Source organism: Natronosalvus amylolyticus (genome assembly GCF_024298845.1).
Lineage (GTDB): Archaea > Halobacteriota > Halobacteria > Halobacteriales > Natrialbaceae > Natronosalvus > Natronosalvus amylolyticus.
In genome coordinates this window covers 875,587-890,454 of the sequence record NZ_CP101156.1, presented here as the reverse complement: position 1 = coordinate 890,454, position 14,868 = coordinate 875,587, and the positions used below count along the sequence as shown (strand labels likewise).

Sequence of the window (14,868 nt, the reverse complement as noted above, 5' to 3'; positions counted from 1 at the left end):
TTAGCTTTCGGTGAGATCGATACCGTGTTCCTCGAGTTTCGCCCGCGCTTCCTCACGGTCGACGGTGCCTGAGGCGGTTCGCGGAAGCGCTGGGGCCTGCCCGATCGTTTTCGGCACTTTGAACCCGGCGAGTCGTTCTCGGCAGTAGGTCTGTACCGCCGAAACCTCGAGTGTACCGTCGTCGTCCTCAGGAACGACGAGGGCCGCCACACGTTCGCCCCACTCGGGGTCGTCGAGGCCGACGACTGCCGCCTTCCTCACGCCTGAATGGGACTCGAGGACCTGCCTAACCTTCGCCGGGTCGACGTTTTCGCCGCCGGTGACGATTCGATCCGCCCGGCGGTCCAGAATCCACAGGCGTCCGTCCTCGTCGCGAAAGCCCACGTCACCGGTGCGGAGCCCTCGAGTGCTGAAAGCAGCGGCTGTCTGCTCCGGATCGAGATAGCCAGGGGTGACAGTCGGTCCGGAGACGACGAGTTCGCCAGGGCTGCCGGGTTCAGCCGGCGTCCCGTCCTCGTCGAGTACCGAAACCGACGTGCAAACGAGTGCTTGCCCGACGGTCCCGTCGTGGGCGAACGCTTCCTCGGGGGTCGCCGTCGCGATCTGTGATGCCGTTTCGGTCATGCCGTAGGTTGGGTAGACGGGTACGTCGGTTCGTTCACAGCGCTCGAGCAGACGTGAATCCGCGGGCGCTCCCCCGAGTAACACGAACCGAAGTGAGCTTGCAGGTTCCCACCCGGCTTCCAGGAGTCGATTGAGCATCGTCGGGACGAGTGAAACGCCGGTGACGTCGTAGTCCTCGAGAACTCGGGCCGTTTCCGGTGGTTCGAACGCTCGCTGGAGCACCACCGTCGTCCCGTACAGGGCACATCTGAACACTGGCGCGAGCCCACCCATATGATACATCGGGAGACAACAGAGCCACCGGTCAGTGCGGTCGACGCCGAGTCTGAACGCAGAGGCGACCGCACTCGAGACCAGATTAGTTGCGGTCAGTGTGACGCCTTTCGGCGTTCCCGTCGTCCCGGACGTGAAGGCGATGAGGAGGATGTTTTCGTTCGAATCGCTATTTACGCCCTCGCTCGTTTCGGTTCTGTCGCCCTCGTTCGTCTCGGCACTGTCGCCCTCGCTCGTTTCGGTTCTGTTGCCCTCACGCGTTTCGGCGTCGGTTACCGCTTTTTGCCCCGGTTCGGACAACAACATCACACCCGTCGTTTCCGACTCGTCGATCGAATACACCGGCACCTGCCTCGAGTCCGTATTCGTTTCGTTCTCCTCGCCCTCACTCGAGACACCGTCGCCCATTGCCTCCCGAATATCTCGAGCTAGCGATTCGGTTTCCCGCCCACAGAGGAGCGATTCGACGCCAGCGCGGGTCGCCTTTTCGGCGAGTTCGACGGGCGATTCCCGACAGTTAAGGAGGACGAGCGTTCGTTCCGTCCGCATCGCGGCGAACGGGAGCATGGCGAACGTCGGCCGCGTTTCCAGTAGGACGCCGATTCGTTCGCCCCTCGAGCCTGGCAACCGCCGGCTCAGTCCGTCGACGGCCACATCGAGGTCGCGATAGGTCCACTCGCGCTCGGTCGCGACGTCGATCAGCGCCGTTCGCTCCGGGGTGGTCCGCGCCCGTCTGGCAAGTAAGTCGCCCGTAGCCCACTCGAGTCCCGGCGGCGGTGTGTATTCTTCTTGTTTCCTCTCGGCAGGCATCACGGCTCACCCCAGATATCGTCGATACCGAGCCCTTTGGCCTGTGGGACGACGGCTGCGCCTTTTTCGAACACTACTGGATCGCGGCCGAGGTCGTTCGCGAGCAGGTCGCCCGTCGCCAGCCCGCAGGCGCGGACGTCTGGGATGGCAGCGGCGAGATGGACCGCTGCGGTTCGGGCGACCACGCCGTCGATGGTGGTCGTCACCAGCGGGTCGATGTCGAGTTCGCTGAGCCAGGTGACGAGTTCACGAGCGACGTCTATCCCGCCGAGTGCCATCGGCTTCAATACGACCACGTCGGCCGCTTCCGCGTCACAGATGGCGTCCACACCGTGTTCGAGTAACCCTTCGTCGAGCGCGATATCGACGTCGTATCCGGTCTCTCGAAGCGCTGTGTGTCCCCCGAGTGCGCCCGCAGGGAGTGGTTGCTCGAGTATCGCGACCCCCACCGTTTCGAGGGTTTCGAGGGCGGTTTCGGCCTCGTCGTAGGTCCAGCCACCGTTGGCGTCGACCCGAAGTTCGACGTTCTCGTCCACTGCCGCTCTGACGCGTCTAACCCGCTCGAGATCGTCCTCTAGCGGCCCGCTCCCGACTTTGAGTTTGAGACACCCAAAGCCACGGTCCGAGGCGGTGGTCGCCGCGGACACCGTCTCCTCGAGCGACCGAGCGCCGACCGTCGCGTTGACCGGCACTCTCGCAACCCGCGACCCGTCGCCGAGATACTGATACAGCGGCCGTGCTGCTTTCGTCGCGTACCGGTCGGCGATAGCCAAGGACAGCCCGTGACGGGCCGCTGGGGTTTGTTCGACAGCCTCGAGTGCCGCAGCCGTTCCCGAGTCGATGACGTCGATTGCGTTCTCGAGTGCCTCTCGACAGTCGTCGTAGGGCTCCGTCCAGCCGGGAAGCGGCGCGGCTTCGCCGATACCGATCACATCGCCTGCATCGACCCGAACGAGAAACCCTCGGCGGGTCCTCATCGTCCCCTGGGCTGTCTCGAACGGCTCAGCGAGTTCGAGTTCGTACGGGCGAATCTGTAGGCCCACGTCGGGTGCTTCCGAGGTCACGTCAGATCACCAGCCCGGCCGAAAACAGGGCCGCATACATCGCCAGCAGTTTGCCGGTTTGCTCGAGTGCCGGGTTCAACGCCTCGCCGTCCGTTCGCGTCCAGACGGTTCGCGTGATCAGCGCCGCATACGGCACGGTCACGAGGGGGATCAAGACGGTCGCGTCGAAGCCCTGGCCGAGCCAGAACCACAGCGGAACCACGTAGGCGAGAGCCACCAGTAACGTGAACTCGAGTCGGCTGGCTCGGTAGCCCAGTCGGACAGCCAGCGTGCGCTTTCCCGTATCGGCGTCCGTCTCCTTATCACGGATGTTGTTCACAACCAAAATTGCCGTCGACAGGCCAGCGATGGGTAGACTCGCCACGATTGCGCTCGTGGTAATCGTACCCGGAGGGATAGTCCTCGTCAGGGGTTCCAGATGGGCGACAGCCTGGACGTAGTAGGTGCCGACGACAGCGACGAGGCCGAAGAAGACGAAGACGAAGAGGTCCCCCAATCCGTGATAGCCCAGTGGGTACGGGCCGCCGGTGTACGCCCAGCCACAAAAGACGCTCACGAGTCCGATTACCAGAATCGGCAGACCCCCCACGTAGACGAGATAGGTGCCGGAGAGAATCGCGAGGGTAAACGTGAGTATCGTCGCCGCTTTCACCTGTGACGGGGCGATCAGTCCCGACTGCGTAACTCGAGTGAACCCTTCCCGGTCGTCGGTATCGGCACCCTTGATCGCGTCGTAGTAGTCGTTCGCAAAGTTCGTCCCGATCTGGATGAGTGCCGCGCCGATGAACGCCATCAGCGCCGGCAACGGGGCGAAGACGCCGTTGTGAACCGCCAGCCCAGTCCCCACCAGGACTGGCGCAGCGGCCGCGGGTAGCGTCTGTGGCCGGGCGGCCATCACCCAGGCTTTCGTCCGTGATACGTCGCGCTCGACCGAACTCATTAGTTCGAAGTGCCACTCGAGAGAGTGTTAACGTTGGCATTGGCGATGGGCTTTCCGCGGGCGGGGAGTCTCGATCTCATGCTCCCACTTTTGATCATGGAGATGGTTGCTCCTCCCCGTCGACCCTCTCGACGAGCGTCTCGGTTGCGCCCGTTGGATCGTCGGCCCCCGAAATTTCGCTGATGACCGCCACGCCAGTCCCGCCGGCGTCGACGACTGCTCGAGCGTTCTCGGCAGTTATGCCGCCAATGCCGATGACGGGAATATCGACCGCGTCGACGATCGCTTCGATTCGTTCGGTGCCGATGCCATCTTTTTTCGCGGCGACAGATTTCGAGGGCGTTCCGTAGATGGCTCCTACACCGAGATACGAGGCCCCTGCCCGCTCGGCTTCGAGGGCCTCCTCGACCGTCGAAGCCGAACAGCCGACGATAGCACTCTCCCCGAGGAGGTCTCGAGCGACGGCTACGGGAAGATCAGATTGTCCGACGTGGACGCCATCGGCACCGAGTGCCCGCGCGAGATCGATCCGGTCGTTGACGATCAGGGGAACGTCCGCCTCGGCCGTTAGCGTGCGTACCACACTGCCCACTTCGTATCGATCTCGAGCGTCGAGGCCCTTCTCCCGAAGTTGGACGACGTCGATACCGCCCTCGAGCGCCCGTCCGACGATTTCGGGCGTCCTCCGGCCGTTGCTTGCAGATTCCTGAGTGACGAGATACGTTTGCCAGTTCGTAGGGTCGCGGGGCATATAACTGGGTAGTACTATCGAGTTAATAACCTCGATGATCGGTGACTGTGGAAAACGGCGTTGGCACCGACGTACTCATCCCTGTCGTGACACCAGAACGACAAAGCCGCTCGCGCACGAAGCCACCCGCATGTACGAGACGATTCTGGTCGCCAGCGATGGGAGCGAAAACGCAACCGAGGCCCTCGGGCACGCCGTCGACCTGGCGGCGGCCGTCGGTGCCACCGTTCACGTGATGACGGTGGTCGAAACGGGGTCGAACCCGTTGAAATTCGGGGTAAGCGAGGTCGACGAACTGAACCAAGCGGCGCGGGATATCGTCGATGACATACTCGAGGAACAGGCTCACATGGACATCAAAGCGGAGATACGCCGCGGGAAACCCACCGAATCCCTCCTTGCATACGCAGACGAGATCGAGGCAGATCTCATTGTGGTTGGACAAAGCGGTGCCGACGCCATCGAGGCTGCCGTGTTCGGTAGTACCACCGATCGACTGGCGAGAGAGACCGAAATCCCGTTGACGATCGTGCCGCTCTCGAGTGCGTGAACGGCGGAATCGTGTTCGAAAGAAAGCCGTACAACTCGAGAGAGCCGATATTTTTCGAGAGCGCTATCAGTAGTGCCAGGGGTAGTCCGAAAAGTCCGGCTCTCGCCCTTCGTTGAACGCGTCTCGGCCTTCTTTGGCCTCGTCGGTCATGTAGCCAAGTCTGGTCGCTTCGCCTGCGAACACTTGCTGACCGACGAATCCGTCGTCGGCCATGTTGAACGCGTACTTGAGCATCCGCATCGCGTTCGGACTCTTCGCATTGATCCGCTCGGCCCACTCGAGGGCAACTTCCTCGAGTTCGTCGTGGGGGACGGCTTCGTTGACCATTCCCATCTCGGCGGCCTCCTCGGCGGAGTAGGTTTTCCCGAGGAAGAATACCTCTCGAGCCTTTTTCTGGCCGATCTGGCGGGCGAGATACGCCGAGCCGAATCCGGCATCGTAGCTGCCGACGTCGGGGTCGGTCTGGAGGAACTTGGCGTGCTCTTCGCTGGCGAGCGTCAGATCACAGACGACGTGCAGCGAGTGGCCGCCGCCGACTGCCCAACCGGGGACGACACAGACGACGATTTTCGGGATGTGTCGAATCAGGCGCTGCACCTCGAGAATGTGGAGGCGACCCTGTTCGGAAGCCCGCGATTCATCGCCCTCGTACTCGTAGCCAGCGTCGCCCCTGATCGACTGGTCGCCGCCAGAACAGAACGCCCAGCCGCCGTCTTTCGGTGAGGGGCCGTTCCCCGTCAGGAGCACACACCCGACGTCAGTCTGGCGTTTGGCGTGATCGAGCGCGTCGTACAGTTCGTCGACCGTTCCGGGCCGAAACGCGTTTCGCACCTCCGGGCGGTCGAAGGCGATTCGAACCGTCCCCGATTCGGTCGAACGGTGATAGGTGATATCGCGAAAGTCGAATCCTTCGACCGGTTCCCAGCGATTCGGGTCGAACGTTTCCGAAACCATGTCTCGAAGTTGGGCTCGAAGCCCTGAAATAGGGGTAGGTTCTCGTCCGATCGACGCCCTTCTCGTCTGCGCTCGCCCGGTTTTACCCACCATCGGATTACGGCTCGCGTCTACAGCCACCCGTCTTCGACGCGCGCCACGAGTTCCGAACCCGCAGCCTCCCAGTCGGTGGCCGCTCGATCGAAGAGCGCCGTCGCTCGGTCGTCCGCTTCCTCGAGCACCGACACCTCGTCCACCGTCGTTACAGACCCGTCCTCGAGAACAACCTCCCCGTCGACGATCACGGTGTCGGCGAGACCACCACTCGCCCCATACACGAGGTTGGGGACGGCCGTGTGTAACGGCCTCGAGACCGTCGGCGCGACGGCCGGGTGATCGAGGTCGTAACAGACGACGTCGGCGCGCTTGCCAACCTCGAGCGACCCGACCAGGTCGTCGATTCCGAGTGCCCGCGCCCCTTCTATCGTCCCAACGCGCAGGGCCGTCCAGGCGGGGAACGCCGTCGGATCGCCACGGTCGGTTTTCGAGAGCAGGCTCGCCGTACGGAGTTCGCGAAGGAGGTCGTGCCCGCCTGTTCCCGGCGCCTGATCCGTGCCGATTCCAGCGACACCGCCGTACTCTCGGTACTCACATAGTGGCGGGGTGACACCGTCGATTGCGGCTATCGAACTCGGATTTGCGGCCATCCGAACGCCCGCAGCGGCCAGGTGCTCCCGTTCGTCGGATGTTGCGCCATGGAGGTGAACTGCGAGTAGTCGATCAGAGACGAGCCCCAACTCCTCGAGGACACCGACGGTCGTGGCCCCCGAACCGTACCTGGCCTCGATCTGGCGGCGCTCGCGGTCGCCCTGGGCGACGTGCATGTGGACCCCTCGGTCGTGTGCGTCTGCACGCTCGCGGATCGTCTCGAGAATCGACCGCGGTACCATATCGAGCGCTTGTGGTCCGTACAGACAGGAGACGCGTTCGTGATCGGCGTAGGTCTCGAACAGCGTCTCGTTGCGCTCGAGGGCCGCCGCACCCACCTCCTCGTCCAGTGGGTAGGCGTCGTCGGGGCCGAGATCTGCCGACGACTCCGCGACCGCGTTGATCGTCTCCGTCGCGACCACTCGCAGCCCCAGCGGCTCGAGACTTCGATCGACCAGTTGCTCGACGTTGGCGGCGTACTCGCCGACCGTCGTCACTCCAGACCGGAGCGCCTCGAGGCCACCGAGGCGAGCCCCGACGACGTGATCCTCGGCGTTCGCGTGTTCGATCAGCGGCCCGAGTGCACGGTTCATCCACTCGATTTCGGGAACGTCCTGGGCGCCGCCGCGACAGAGGGTGAGTCCCAGATGGGTGTGGGCGTTCACCAGGCCCGGCATCGTCAGGCGACCGTTCCCGTCGATCGTTCGCTCCGGTTCTCCCTCGAAGCCGCTCGAGGGGCCGACGTAGACGAGTTCGCCGTCGTCGATACCGATCGTGGCGTTTTCGAGGACGCCAAGTCGGTCGTCGGCCATCGTCAGCGCCAGCGTGTCGACGATCGCGAGATCCATGCTGACCCCGACGACAGCATGCGCCAAAAGTGACGACGAATCGGCAATCGACTCGGGATGATTTTTATACTCCTCTCGAGAACCTGTCATCAATGGCCGAGTCGTACTACGACGTACTCGGTGTCGATTCCGACGCCACGCAGGACGAAATCACCGAAGCGTACCGGTCACGGGTGCTCGAGGTGCATCCCGACCGGAGTACGGACCCGGATGCGGCAACGCGCTTCGATCTGGTGACTGACGCGAGAGCGGTGCTATCCGACGACCTCGAGCGGGCACGGTACGACCGACTGGGCCACGATGCGTACTGTCGGTTGGAATCGCTGTGTGCCTCGACATCGTCATCCGATTCGGACGCCAATAAGACTGGTTCGAACCAGGGTGAAGACGCCGATTCGCAAACGACACCGGGGTCGACAAGGGGTGCAAGCACTGCGCGAACCTCGACCACCGAGCAGACGGCGGGCAGTGACCGGACCGCCAGCCGAAAGACGACTCGGGCGACCCGTTCAGGATCCACAGGTTCTACCGCGTCAACTTCGAACACCGACAGACAGCACGCGGGGGCCCAAACCACGGGTGACCGCGACCGAAGCGAGACTCATCACGCCCGTCAGCGCCGACGTCGGGGCCGAATGGCGTGGCTTGGGGGTAACGCCACGAGGACCTCGAGCGCTTCGGAGGACACACAAAACACCAGGCAACGGTCTGGAAACCGACGGGCAACCGGCGAACCGACAGGGAACGCGGAGGGTGCCTTTCGGTACGCCGTTCACGACTGGGACGGCGAGATAACGCTGTCACGACCGCACCGGAAACTCGACCGACCGACCGAAATCGCGGTCGCCTGTATCGCACTCTTGTACCCGTTGCTCGTCTACTCGAGTCTCTCGCCAGCGTTCTGGCTCCCTGTCAACCTCGTCGTGGGTGCCTGTAGCCTGGCCCTGGTTGGCTACCTCCTGACGATGCCTCGCGTCGCGTTCGCGACCTTCGGCGGGTGGGCACTCGTCGCCTCGGTGGCCATCTGGTATCTGTGGCCGATCGATCCGGTACTCGGTGGGCTGGCACTGGCGGCGTTCTGGGTTCCGTTCGGATACGCAGGTACCGTCTGGTGGGCACTCCGACCGCGGTAATCGTTTATCGCCACTTCGACGTGTTACTCGAGGCGTTCGAGAACCGCTTGCTCGAGCGCTTCCCGCTGGCGGTGACTGTATTCGGCGTCGAACGATACCGAGAGTAACTGCGTTCCCGCCGTCTCGAGGCTGGCCTCGTAAGCGGTCGGAAACTCCTCGGGGGTGACCTGGCTCACCTCGAAGCTGTAAAGGTCGCCCAGCGCATCGAACTCGAGGTCGTGTGGGGTTTTGAACTGGTCGGTAAACGGCGGGTCGAACGATTCGATTGGAAGCAGATGGAAGATACCGCCGCCGTCGTTATCGAGGACGACGATCGTCGCGTCGACGTCACAACGCTCCAGCGCGAGTAAACCGTTCGAATCGTGATACAGGGCGAGGTCGCCCGTTACGAGGACGAGCGGATCGTCGGTTGCACTTCCAGCACCCAGTGCCGTACTCGTAATGCCGTCGATACCGCTCGCACCACGGTTCGCGAGCACGGTCAGCTCGGCCGACCGTGGCCGCCCGAATCGGTCGGCGTCCCTGATGGGCATACTATTCGAGACGAAAACCGTCGCCGGGTCAGGAGCACGCTCGAGTACGGTCGCGAGGAGTGACCCCTCGAGTCCGTCGGCAGTTGCACGGTCGCTGTCGTGGTCACAGTAGTCTACACACACCTGCCAGTGATGGGTTTCCGCGGTTTCGAGCGCCTCGAGCCAGTCGTTCACTCCCGGATCTGTGTCGTTCGAATCGACCGTTGCGGAGACACGCTGGTCTGCCGTGTTCGAACTGACCGACTCGGTGACACCCTCGAGCACAGCTTTCGGGTCGGCCGTTACCAGATCAGTCGCGGTGAAGGTCGCTTCACGCCACTCGCCAGCGGGATCGAGCAGGAACTGACGACAGTCACCGTCGCGCAACCAGTTGCGGAGCGATTTCGAGGTGGGTGAGGCGCCCCAGCGGACGACGACGTCCGGGGCAGGGAGCGATTCTGCGTAGGTGTCGTACCCACCGAAGACACCGGTTCGTTCGCTCTCGCGCGCTCGTTCGAGGTGTGACCCAAAACGGAGCCCGGACAACGGGTCGGCCAGAACTGGCGCGCCCACGGCTTCGGCGAGGTCGAGAACGGAATCGGTACCGACCGCCGTCACCGGTGGGTCGGCAGGTCCGGCGACGAGGAGTGGCCGCGTAGCCGACTCGAGTGCCGCTGCAATCTCTCGAACCGTCTTCGACCCCGGTTCGAGGCGAGCGTCGTCGGGAGTGCGCTTCACGAACGGACCGTCACGACCGCGCCCGGCCAGTGTCGTCTCGAACGTTTCTGGAACCGAATCAGGGACCGTCGTCGGCTCGAGTGGTTTTCGAAACGGACAGTTCAGGTGAACCGGGCCGGGTGGTCGCGCTGTCGTCTGTTCGAGGGCTCGTGCAGCGGTCGTCCGCAGCATGCGAACTGCTCGCTCGTCGGGTTCGGGAACGGGAAGTTCGGCGTGCCAACGGACTGCGTCGCCGTACAGCGAGACCTGGTCGACCGTCTGATTTGCGCCACTGTCGCGCAGTTCCGGGGGCCGGTCCGCACTCAACACGAGCAGCGGAACGCGGGCTTGATGGGCTTCGATGACCGCTGGATGAAAGTTCGCGGCTGCGGTTCCCGAGGTACAGACGAGAGCCGTCGGTTCGCCCGTGCGCCTGGCTCGACCGAGTGCAAAAAACGCGCCGGAACGTTCATCGAGGTGTGAGAAGACCCTGATATCGGGATGCTTCGCGAACGCGACCGTTAGCGGCGTCGAGCGACTGCCCGGCGAGATGCAGACGGCCTCCAGGCCGCCGGCAGCCAACTCTTCGACCAGTGTTTCACCCCAGAGCGTCGACCGGTTTGGTGCCGTCATGGTTCGCGAAGTTCGTCGAGGATTGGACGATATTTGAGCAACACTTCGTCCCACTCGTCGACGGGATCGCTGTCGCCGACAATCCCGTTACCCGCAAACAGCGTCACCGTCCCGTTCGTCGCGACACCGGAGCGGATGCCCACGGCAAACTCCCCATCACCAGCCCCGTCGAACCAGCCGACGGGCGAGGCGTACCAACCGCGGTCGAACGATTCGATCGAACGGATCGTTTCCCAGGCAATAGCCGGCGGAATACCACCGACTGCTGGCGTCGGATGTAACGCTTCGACGAGATCGAGGACGTGTGCTCCGTTCTCGAGCGTTGCTTCGATGGGTGTCCAGAGGTGTTGGATCGTTGCGAGTCGGCGCACACGCTGGTCATCGATCGTCACCCGTTTCGAAAGCGGTTCGAGTTGGCTGCGAATCGCGTCGACGACGACGCCGTGTTCGTGCTGGACTTTCTCGCTCTCGATCATGCTATCTGCCAACTCACCGTCGGTTTCTGGGGATCCACCACGTGGGACCGAACCGGCGAGAGCTTCGGTTCGAACGTGGTCACCCTGCTTAAATACGAGGCGTTCGGGAGGAGCACCAAAGAATGTGCCACTTGCTTCGTGACCCACGAGAAACCGGTAGCAGTTCGGGTACCGGCGTCTGAGGCGTTCGACGATAGACGGCACGTCCGCCGATCCCTCCAGGTCGACTTCGAGAGCCTGGGCGAGGACGACCTTCTCGAGAGCGCGTGACTCGATCCGGTCGATCGCGGTTTTCACTCCGTCGATCCACTCTTCCCGCGTGGTCGTTCGTCGTGTCTCGCGAATGCCCGGGCCCTGCCCACTCGGGCGCATTGCAGGACCGCTCGAGAGGTGCTCCGCCCAGGACTCGAGGCTTTGTTCGGTCGATTGGCGGCCGTCCCCGACGGCTGTCAGCCACGTCCCGTCGTCGGTTCGGGTGAGTATCACGGCGGGGATGACGAACGTCGCTGCGCCGAACCCGTTCCAGGGGCCAGCGGGTTCGTGCGCGTCGTGGAATGAAAAGCCGCCAAAGGCTCGCGGTCGGGCCACGTCGGGGCCGTCGTACTCGAGATCTTCGAACGTTGCCGTGGCCTGGGATCGAATCGTGTCGAACCGGTCGGGGCCGACCGCACTGCACTCCACAGCAGTTCCCCAGCCGACAATCTCGAGGCCGTCGGGCGTTGCCCACTGTATGCGGGCGTCCGTGACATTTCGGAGGGACTCACCGAAGGAGACGTCGCCCAGTTCGCAACTGCGACTGACGAGGTCGTTCGCGCGAGGTCGTTCGCCCGGTGGTGTCCGTGCGTCCAGTCGTCCCTGTCCCGACGGTCGCTCCATCGCTCGCAATTCAGGGTGGCGTTGCCTTCAGCGTTTCGAGGTTCTGTACGGGATGATTGCGAGCATCTGTTCGCTCGAGGGGCAGACCCGGAAAACTCGGGCTTGACGAAACACTAGCTGTACGTTTGGACTTGACGAAACCCTAGCTGTACCGCTCTTCGCGCCACGGATTCGCCGTTTCTGAGTACCCTCGCCGTTCCCAGTACCCCAACTCGGGTTCGGTCAGGAACTCGACGCCGTTGACCCACTTTGCGCCTTTGTATGCGTATCGATGTGGCGTGACGACCCGAAGGGGGCCGCCGTGTTCGCGCTCGAGCGGGTCACCGTCGAAGTCCCAGGCGAACAGCACCTCCTCTCGCATGCAGTCCTCGAGCGGGAGGTCGGTCGTGTAATCGTCCAGGGCCGAAAAGAGGACGTGACAGGCGTCATCGTCGACCCCAGCCAACTCGGCAATCGTGGGAAAGGTGACACCGGTAAACGGACAGTCGAACTTACTCCAGCCGGTGACACAGTGAAAGTCCTGCACCTGCGTCTCGGACGGCAATTCGCGAAACTCTTCCCAGGAGAGTGTAACGGGATTTTCCACGGCACCTGTGACCGAAAACTCCCAGCCATCGGGGTCCCATTGGGGTGTTGCTCCTTTCGAGAGCACGGGGAATTTCGATGTCTCTCGTTGCCCTGGCGGGAGTCGGTCCGAACCAAACTCCGTGTAGAGGTCCGTGACGTCTTTCATACGCCAGCGTTGTTGCGGGAGAACCGTAACCGTACCGTCTCGAGCCCACCCGTGAGAGAGGTGGTACCTCAATGTACCGGCGAGCGCTCGCGTTCCGCCAGAACCGAGAGGTAACCGCAGATTCACCCACCGTGAACGTTCCGGGAACTGGGCGGAACGGTCGCTCATCCGAACCAACTCTTTACTACCGGCAGATACGTGGTTTATAACCAATACGGGCAGTCCCGAGGACCATGATACATGGCGAGTAAACAGCGATTCGCAGAGACGACGACACGTCCGGAGATGACAGACAGTACCGATGCACTCGGTCCTGCAGCTATTGCGTCTATCGCCTCAGTTGGCCTTTCGTGGTACTACTTCTTCGTCCGCGGGGACCGACAGCGTGGATTGTTCGTCGGCCTCTGGCCACCAACGATTCTGGCCTTTGCAAGCTATTTCAACCAGCGCGGGATGCAACGCCAACTCGAGACGTTGACCGAGCCGGCAGCATCGATCAAAGAAACCATCGAATCTGTCGTCGGCAACCGGTAACGAATTGCCCGACACCACGCGAAAGCCGTATCGATAGCAGAATTCTCGTGAATTTCCCCACCGTGTGATGATAATTCGCAATCAGCGAGAAGCGTCTACAAAAACGCAACTGACTGGGGATTACGGTTGCTACTCGGTCACTACCAATTGTGGGATATGGCCACGAGAAACGTGACCTACACTGGTCCCCGTCAATCTTAAATACCCCCTCACCGAAAGCCGAATCAGATGCCGAAAGTAGAGATCACGATACCGGAACATCTCGAGATGCAGATCGCCCAGATGGTTGAGCGAGGCGAGTTCGTCAACCGTGAGGAAGCGATCGAAGACCTGCTCTCGACCGGGATCAAGGCGTACAAAACGAGCGGACCGATGGACGATGAGGAACCGGGACTCGAGAACGACGGGATGATGGGCCACGACGACGAGTACGTGTTCTAATACCACCGGACAAAGAGAACTCGTCGGACGGTAGCGGCAAGTTCTCCGAATGTCTGACAGTATTCTCCAGTGACGTTGGACGACGGTAACTCGAGCATCGGTTTTTCACTCGAGTGGCTCGACAGCCGTCGAACTCTCCTGCAACGGTATCCCTTCGAGAGGGGACTACAAATCAGAAAAAGGCGAGCGGGATTCCAAACACCAGCGCGACCCCGATGACCATCACGACGAAGCCGAAGGCCGCATCGCGAACTGCAAACTCACTCATCGGCGCGGTCGTTCGTCCCTGTGGTTCCTCGCTATCGTGTCCGTGCGTCGTATCGTCAGCCATACCTCGTGGTTGCAGATTCGAGACCTTAAACACTCCCATACGGACGACTCGCGAGTGGTTCCGATAGCGCTGTCACGGTCGAAACGGTCAAACCCCGTTCGGCCCAACGCTCGAGTAGATGCTCACCAAGCGCATAATCCCGTGTATCGACGTCGATCTGGACGACAACGGGAATCCGGCCGTCTACACCGGCGTTCATTTTCAGGACCTCAAGTACACCGGCGATCCCGTCGAGATGGCACGCGCCTACAACGAGGCGGGTGCCGACGAGTTCGTCTTCCTCGACATCACGGCTTCTGCTGACGGGCGAGAAACCATGCTCTCGGTCGTCGAGAGGGTTGCCGACGAAGTGTTTATCCCCCTCACCGTCGGCGGTGGGATTCGTACGGTCGAGGACATCAAAGAGACGCTTCGTGCGGGGGCTGACAAAGTCTCGATCACCACGGGTGCGCTCGAGCGACCCGAACTCATCGACGAAGGCGCTCGCGCGTTTGGCAGCCAGTGTATCGTGATCAGCGTCGACGCTCGACGTCGGTTCGACGACGAGGGCGAACACTTCGTCGAGATAGACGGTGAGTCCTGCTGGTTCGAGTGTACGAAAAAAGGCGGCCGCGAAGGGACCGGCATCGACGTGGTTGAGTGGGCTAAAGAGGCGGAGTCTCGCGGTGCTGGCGAACTGTTCGTCAACTCCATCGACGCCGACGGGACGAAAGACGGCTACGACATTCCACTTACAAAAGCCGTCTGTGATGCCGTAAGTACGCCCGTAATCGCCTCCTCGGGCTGTGGTGGTCCCGAAGATATGTACGAGGTATTCACCGACGCAGGAGCAGATGCGGGCCTCGCTGCCTCTATCTTCCACTTCGGGGATTACTCTATCGAGGAGACCAAGGCCTATCTCGACGAGCGAGATATTCCGGTTCGACGCTGACGGCCTCCCGCTGCACGTACTATCGTCTTTTAAGCGAATAGCAAGATCAT

At 62.3% G+C, this 14,868-nt stretch carries 15 protein-coding genes; 5 read left to right on the top strand and 10 right to left on the bottom strand.

Translation table 11 applies throughout. From position 1 onward, the window contains the following. The 4 genes from NLK60_RS04185 to thiE all read right to left on the bottom strand — a co-directional run bounded on the left by NLK60_RS04185 (position 1) and on the right by thiE (position 4,462). Complete coding sequence (locus NLK60_RS04185; protein ID WP_254809637.1) at positions 1-1,707, bottom strand: class I adenylate-forming enzyme family protein; 1,707 nt, start codon at positions 1,705-1,707, stop codon at positions 1-3. Further along, positions 1,707-2,771, bottom strand: coding sequence for a mandelate racemase/muconate lactonizing enzyme family protein (locus tag NLK60_RS04180; protein WP_254809636.1), 1,065 nt, complete (start codon positions 2,769-2,771; stop codon positions 1,707-1,709). Before NLK60_RS04180 ends, NLK60_RS04185 begins: the two co-directional genes overlap by 1 nt. Position 2,772: 1 nt before the next feature. Further along, positions 2,773-3,711, bottom strand: coding sequence for a 1,4-dihydroxy-2-naphthoate polyprenyltransferase (locus tag NLK60_RS04175; protein ID WP_254809635.1), 939 nt, complete (start codon positions 3,709-3,711; stop codon positions 2,773-2,775). Positions 3,712-3,805: 94 nt separating this feature from the next. After that, entirely contained in the window at positions 3,806-4,462 is a 657-nt protein-coding gene (gene thiE, locus NLK60_RS04170) for a thiamine phosphate synthase (protein WP_254809634.1), read from the bottom strand. Between the two features lie 130 nt (positions 4,463-4,592). Here thiE and NLK60_RS04165 point away from each other — a divergent pair, with 130 nt between their 5' ends. After that, positions 4,593-5,012: a universal stress protein gene (locus NLK60_RS04165; protein WP_254809633.1), complete on the top strand. Its 420-nt coding sequence runs from the start codon at positions 4,593-4,595 to the stop codon at positions 5,010-5,012. A 66-nt stretch (positions 5,013-5,078) separates the two neighbouring features. Here NLK60_RS04165 and NLK60_RS04160 read toward each other — a convergent pair whose 3' ends face one another. Further along, entirely contained in the window at positions 5,079-5,966 is an 888-nt protein-coding gene (locus NLK60_RS04160) for a 1,4-dihydroxy-2-naphthoyl-CoA synthase (protein ID WP_254809632.1), read from the bottom strand. 110 nt (positions 5,967-6,076) lie between these two features. Further along, positions 6,077-7,501, bottom strand: a complete 1,425-nt coding sequence (locus NLK60_RS04155; protein WP_254809631.1) for an amidohydrolase family protein — start codon at positions 7,499-7,501, stop codon at positions 6,077-6,079. Positions 7,502-7,593: 92 nt separating this feature from the next. Between NLK60_RS04155 and NLK60_RS04150 the strand changes: the two genes are divergently transcribed. After that, entirely contained in the window at positions 7,594-8,634 is a 1,041-nt protein-coding gene (locus tag NLK60_RS04150) for a DnaJ domain-containing protein (protein ID WP_254809630.1), read from the top strand. Between the two features lie 23 nt (positions 8,635-8,657). On the opposite strand, the gene menD is transcribed toward NLK60_RS04150, so the two are convergent. From menD to NLK60_RS04135, 3 genes are all read right to left on the bottom strand, one after another. After that, a complete protein-coding gene (menD, locus tag NLK60_RS04145; protein ID WP_254809629.1) occupies positions 8,658-10,496 on the bottom strand; it encodes a 2-succinyl-5-enolpyruvyl-6-hydroxy-3-cyclohexene-1-carboxylic-acid synthase in 1,839 nt (612 codons plus the stop codon). Then, on the bottom strand, positions 10,493-11,848 hold the full coding sequence (locus NLK60_RS04140; protein ID WP_254809628.1) for an isochorismate synthase: 1,356 nt from the start codon (positions 11,846-11,848) through the stop codon (positions 10,493-10,495). Before NLK60_RS04140 ends, menD begins: the two co-directional genes overlap by 4 nt. A 142-nt stretch (positions 11,849-11,990) precedes the next feature. Then, positions 11,991-12,581 carry a sulfite oxidase-like oxidoreductase gene (locus NLK60_RS04135; RefSeq protein ID WP_254809627.1) on the bottom strand — a complete coding sequence of 197 codons (591 nt, stop codon included), beginning with the start codon at positions 12,579-12,581 and terminating at the stop codon, positions 11,991-11,993. A 240-nt stretch (positions 12,582-12,821) separates the two neighbouring features. Between NLK60_RS04135 and NLK60_RS04130 the strand changes: the two genes are divergently transcribed. Both NLK60_RS04130 and NLK60_RS04125 read left to right on the top strand, forming a co-directional pair. After that, positions 12,822-13,115, top strand: coding sequence for a hypothetical protein (locus NLK60_RS04130; RefSeq protein ID WP_254809626.1), 294 nt, complete (start codon positions 12,822-12,824; stop codon positions 13,113-13,115). A gap of 228 nt (positions 13,116-13,343) precedes the next feature. After that, positions 13,344-13,556 (top strand): ribbon-helix-helix domain-containing protein, encoded by a 213-nt coding sequence (locus tag NLK60_RS04125; RefSeq protein ID WP_254809625.1) that lies wholly within the window; start codon positions 13,344-13,346, stop codon positions 13,554-13,556. A 172-nt stretch (positions 13,557-13,728) separates the two neighbouring features. On the opposite strand, the gene NLK60_RS04120 is transcribed toward NLK60_RS04125, so the two are convergent. Further along, on the bottom strand, positions 13,729-13,887 hold the full coding sequence (locus NLK60_RS04120) for a DUF7550 family protein (protein WP_254809624.1): 159 nt from the start codon (positions 13,885-13,887) through the stop codon (positions 13,729-13,731). 118 nt (positions 13,888-14,005) lie between these two features. Here NLK60_RS04120 and hisF point away from each other — a divergent pair, with 118 nt between their 5' ends. After that, entirely contained in the window at positions 14,006-14,818 is an 813-nt protein-coding gene (hisF, locus tag NLK60_RS04115; RefSeq protein WP_254809623.1) for an imidazole glycerol phosphate synthase subunit HisF, read from the top strand. Positions 14,819-14,868: the final 50 nt, after the last annotated feature.